Raw genomic sequence first — 5,484 nt, 5'->3', positions numbered from 1 at the left:
AGAAAGGAGTTCGTATGTTAGACATCGGACACAGAGGATTTGTCGCAAATTCATTCACTATTCCAGAAGGAGAATCATTAGATACGTGGTTAGCTGAACCAAATGATGAGCGTTTATACGCGATCACAGAAGCTTTCAAAGCGGGATATTCTATCGAAAAAATCTACGATTTAACGAAAATCGATTTATGGTTCTTACAACGTTTAGAAAGAATTTTCAACATTTCTAAAGAATTTGAAGCTTTAGAAAGATTTGAACAAGTGGATGCTGACTTAGTGAAAAAAGCAAAATTAGCTGGTTTCTCGGATCAACAAATTGCAGTTTTAGTTAAAGGAAATGTGAATGTACACAGAAATGAATTAACCGTTCGTGAATTACGTAAAAACTTCGGAATTATTCCTGTTGTAAAACAAATTGATACGTTAGCAGCAGAATTCCCAGCGCAAACAAATTATTTATATGTAACATACCACGGAACTGAAAATGATATCGAAACTGAAACAGAAAAAGCAGTTTGTATTTTAGGTTCTGGTGTTTACCGCATCGGATCTTCTGTAGAATTTGATTGGTGTTGTGTAAATGCAGCACAAACAGCAGCTAAAAATGGTTACAAAACGATTATTATCAATTATAATCCAGAAACTGTTTCGACGGATTATGATGAGTCAGACCGTTTATACTTCGAAGAATTATCGTTTGAACGTGTAATGGATATCTTGGATTTTGAGCAACCTGAAGGAACAATTATTTCGACAGGAGGTCAAATTCCAAACAATTTAGCAATGAAATTGTACGACGAAAAAATCAATGTTTTAGGAACTTCTCCTTTACGTATTGATGATGCAGAAAATCGTCACAAATTCTCTGAAATCTTAGATGAATTAGGAATTGATCAGCCACGTTGGAAAGAACTTTCTTCTTTAGAAGCAGTTCATCACTTTGTGGATGAAGTAGGATTCCCAGTTTTAATTCGTCCTTCTTATGTATTATCAGGTGCTGCGATGAACGTCGTATCAAATACGGAAGAATTAGATGCTTTCTTGAAATTAGCGAAAGAAGTTTCTCCGGATTATCCAGTTGTCGTTTCTGAATTCGTACAAGGAGCAAAAGAAATCGAATTGGATGCAGTTTGTCAAAACGGAGAAATTATTGACTATGCGATTTCTGAACATGTGGAATTTGCAGGAGTACACTCTGGTGATGCGACAATGTATTATCCACCTCAAAAAGTATACATCGAAACAATTCGTCAAATGCGTAAAGTTGCGGCGAAAATCGCAAAACGTTTCGAGATTTCTGGTCCAATGAATCTTCAGTTTTTATCGAAGAATAATACAGTTCGTGTAATTGAAACGAATATTCGTGCTTCTCGTTCGTTCCCATTTGTATCGAAAGTGGCAGGAAATAACTTAATCGAAAAAGCAACAAAAGTATTATTAGGATTAGAAGTAGAAAAAGGACACTCAGAATTAGTTTACGATTTAGATTACGTAGGAGTTAAAGCTTCTCAATTCTCATTTACACGTTTAGCTGGTGCCGATCCCGTGTTATCAGTGGATATGTCGTCTACAGGTGAGGTTGGATGTATTGGAGATACAGCTGAAGAAGCTTTATTAAAATCGATGTTATCTGTAGGATATGAAATTCCAGAGAAAACAGTATTGATTTCTGGTGGACCAATTGAATCTAAGGTTGCTTTATTAGGACCTGCGAAACAATTAATTGCAAAAGGATATAAAATTTACGCAACAGAAGGAACACATAAATTCTTTATGGATAATGATGTCTATTCAACATTAGTGTATTGGCCATCTGATAAAAAAGAACCAAATGTAATGTCTTACATCCACGATAAGAAAATTGATATGGTAATCAACATTCCGAAAAACTTAACAAAAGTGGAATTAGATAATGATTATCAAATTCGTCGTACAGCAGTAGATTTTAACATTCCATTGGTTACAAATGCACGTTTAGCTTCAGCTTTCATCAATGCATTTACAACCCTAACAATGGATGATTTAAAAATCAAAACTTGGAATGAATACAGAAATAAGTAATACGTTTAAGTATTAAGTTATAAGTTCAAAGCCTCGCAATTGCGAGGCTTTTTATTTGTTATTAGTGTGAACTTTTTCGTTTTTCCGCTTCAATACTCTTTTGACTAATTTACAATATTTATCCATACAAAAAATCCACTTCTCTCAAAGTGGATTTTAAAATATGTAGAAATTAAATTTTCTTAAAACTCAGCAAAAAAAGCTTCTACTTTTTCTACGCCGTTTGCATCAAGAGCTTCTAATAATTCTTTCTTGATTTCCGTTAATTCTTTCTTTTTCGCTTTTTTCAGAACTGGTTTAGCCGTTTCTAAAAAGTTTTCGATTTGTTCTAATCCGCGAGAGCTTAAGAATTTTTCGTCTGTTTTTTTCAATTTAGCATACACTTGCACCAACATTTTACATTGTTCTAAAGCCAATGCATATTCTTTTACAGTTTCTAATGTAATCATGTAATGCAACATCAATTGTACAGAAGGCATATTGCGTTGATGACCAAATTTTGTGTATTTTTCTAATGCAATTCCGAAACATTCTTGACTACGTTCGATGTTTTTATTTAAAGCTGCAGAAATGACAACATTAAACCAATCGTCTGAGTTATCTGAATTCTGAGCTAAATCAAAGAAAGCATTGTCAGCATTTTCAAAATCTTGTAAGCTATAATAGGATAAAGCAATCAATTTTTTTGCGTCATATAATTGTTTTGGGTCTTTTGCATCCAATAAACCTTCACAAACTTTGATACACATCTCGAAATTACTATTTCCAAATAAATCTCTCGCCGTATTCAACAACGAATTAGTCGCATTCTGCTCCAACGCCTGCTCGTACATAAATTGACGTGCTCTCAAAACATCTTCGTATGTGATATAATCGTAATTGATTTTCATTTTTTTAGTCTCTTTGTTAATTTGCAACTAAATTACTTAAATCTTTAAGAAAGTAGTTAATTATTTATCATTTTTTAATAGATGTCGAATCACTGTTTCAGCAGCATGCAACCCGAATAAACCAGGCATCCACGAATTGGTTCCATAAAAAGATTTTTTATAGTTTTTACCATCCGTCAATTTTACCGATAATTCATCAGGAACTTCTGTTGAAAAAACAGCTTTTACACCTTTATTAATGCCTTCTTTTTTTAATCGTTTTCGTACATTTTTTGCCAAAGGACAAACATCAGTTTTACTAATATCACGCACCTGAACTTTACTTGCCAAATATTTTCCTCCTGCACCCATATTACTAATTACTTTCACTTTTTTGCGTTTTGCAGCTAAGATCAAATTAATTTTTGGGGTAACAGAGTCGATACAGTCTAAGACATAATCAAAATCGGGTGTAACGATTTCGTGTGTACGTTCTGGACTCAAAAATTCGTTGATACGTGTTAAGTCTAATTCAGGATTAATATCCATCAAACGATCACCAACAATATCTACTTTATGTTGTCCAATTGTCGAATGTAAAGCGGGTAATTGACGGTTAATATTTGTAATATCTATTGTATCGCCATCCACAATTGTCATTTTACCAACGCCTGCACGTGCAATAAATTCTGCGGCAAAAGAGCCAACACCTCCTAAACCTACGACTAAAACGTTAGAATTTTTAAGGTTTTCTAAACCTTCTTTTTTGAATAATAATTCAGCTCTTTCTTGCCAAACTGCCATTGAAATGTATTTTATTTTGATTGAACTTCGTAACCGAAAATCGTTTTCCAATTTTCTGCTTGTTGAAGTTGTAATTCTTCGATTGTTATTTTTCTCAAATTTGCTGCAAATGCATAAATTTCTTTTATCGGAATTTCGCTTGCATCATTTTCTAAAAAGAATTGATTTGCAGAAATTTTTGCAAATATAATTTGTAAGTTTTTGTTAGAAAGAAGATTTTTACCAAAAGATACAAAACAATTTTGCACCAAAATCTGATGGAGTAATTGTTCGTTCTTGTTGAAACCATGAAACATAAACGGAATCGTTAATTTCATTTTTTTGCGAATCTGTAAGATTTCTTGATAAGCACGAACCGAATGTATAATCACAGGAATTTTAAATTCTTCCGCAATCTTTAATTGTTGTTCAAAAACCTCGATTTGTAACTTAAAATCTGTTTCGCACAATTTATCTAAGCCAATTTCTCCGATTGCTAAACAATTTTTATTTGAAAGATTTTGTTTAATAAGTCTTATTTCTTCTTCTATTGATGAGGTTTTGATATAAGCTGGATGAATTCCAATAGAAAATAGCTTTACGCCATTATTCAGCTTATTCGGAAATTGATTGTACAATTCTAAAACCGTTGAATCGTTAGATAGATGATGTGTATGCGCGTTGAGAAACATGTTTATTGCTATAATAATTACAAAATTAAGTATATCTGTATGATTATGAAATTTAGATTTAAAATAAATTTAGTTTTATATGTTGTTTATAATTAGTTCTGTAAGTGATTGTAATTACTTAAAATAAATGGAGTTATTATTTAGTTTTATAGTTGTTAAAGTTTTAAATAATAATATATTTGTGTTTAAATCACAAAATATGAAAAAAACACTATTTACAATTTTCTTAACTGCACTTATGACTGGTGTACCTTTATTTGGACAAACTGGAAAAGCACCTAATTTACTTGAATCATCAATTCAAAAAGAGTTAATTACTAAAGGAACTGAAAATTTTCCGACTACTGAATGGATAGACTTTACAGATGTTAGTTGGTACAATTCCACTTCAACATCTTTTACTTTGAGTAATGCGGAACAGCTTGCTGGTTTAGCTAAGTTGGTATATGATGGAAATGATTTCTTGGGAAAAACGATTATTATTTCTAATGATATCGATGTAGGAAAACATTTGTGGACTTCTATTGGTTATGGGTATCAAAAGCCTTTTTCAGGAACTGTATTAGGAAATAATCATACAATCAAGAATGTTTTAATTAACAGACCAACTGGAGATTTTGTTGGTTTTTTTGGACAAGCTTTCAAAGCAACTTTCAAAGATTTAAAAATAGACAATATTAAGGTTAGAGCAAAAGATACAGCTGGTTGTTTTGTTGGTAACCTTTCTACAAATAGTCTTGTGGATAACTGTCATGTAACAAATGCAGAAATTATTACAACTTCTTATAATATTGGTGGTTTTGCGGGAAGTGTATTAACAGATTCTTTTGTTAATAATTCTTCTTTTGAAGGCTACGTAGAAGGATTTAATCAAGTAGGAGGATTTACAGGGAATTTATGGGATAAATCTACAATAACAAATTCTTTTGCAAAAGGAAAAGTTGTAGGAGGATATATTATCGGAGGATTTGTAGGTTTCACAACAATGGCTTTTGGTCCTAATAGAATGAATACGATTAAAGATTCTTATTCTATTTCTGAGGTAGAAGCAGAGTTAGAAAGAGCTGGTGGTTTTGTAGG

Annotated in this window: 4 protein-coding genes and 1 pseudogene; 2 read left to right on the top strand and 3 right to left on the bottom strand. The window is 32.1% G+C overall.

Annotation, left to right across the window (positions count from 1 at the left end; all coding sequences use genetic code 11):
- On the top strand, positions 1–2,060 hold a 2,060-nt coding region (carB, locus tag Q0616_RS09815; RefSeq protein WP_298776793.1), incomplete at its 5' end, for a carbamoyl-phosphate synthase large subunit.
- A gap of 182 nt (positions 2,061–2,242) precedes the next feature.
- Here carB and Q0616_RS09810 read toward each other — a convergent pair.
- The 3 genes from Q0616_RS09810 to Q0616_RS09800 are packed head-to-tail and all read right to left on the bottom strand — an operon-like array spanning position 2,243 to position 4,404.
- Positions 2,243–2,950 carry a hypothetical protein gene (locus Q0616_RS09810; protein ID WP_225541128.1) on the bottom strand — a complete coding sequence of 236 codons (708 nt, stop codon included), beginning with the start codon at positions 2,948–2,950 and terminating at the stop codon, positions 2,243–2,245.
- 60 nt (positions 2,951–3,010) lie between these two features.
- Positions 3,011–3,733 carry a ThiF family adenylyltransferase gene (locus Q0616_RS09805; RefSeq protein WP_171621934.1) on the bottom strand — a complete coding sequence of 241 codons (723 nt, stop codon included), beginning with the start codon at positions 3,731–3,733 and terminating at the stop codon, positions 3,011–3,013.
- An 11-nt stretch (positions 3,734–3,744) separates the two neighbouring features.
- Positions 3,745–4,404, bottom strand: coding sequence for a TatD family hydrolase (locus tag Q0616_RS09800; protein ID WP_260542084.1), 660 nt, complete (start codon positions 4,402–4,404; stop codon positions 3,745–3,747).
- A gap of 199 nt (positions 4,405–4,603) precedes the next feature.
- Here Q0616_RS09800 and Q0616_RS09795 point away from each other — a divergent pair.
- Positions 4,604–5,484: pseudogene (locus Q0616_RS09795) on the top strand (T9SS C-terminal target domain-containing protein); the annotation flags it as partial.

The organism is uncultured Empedobacter sp. (assembly GCF_937930195.1).
Lineage (GTDB): Bacteria > Bacteroidota > Bacteroidia > Flavobacteriales > Weeksellaceae > Empedobacter > Empedobacter stercoris.
Note: the sequence above shows the minus strand (reverse complement) of the source record. Positions and strands in the feature narration are given on the sequence as shown.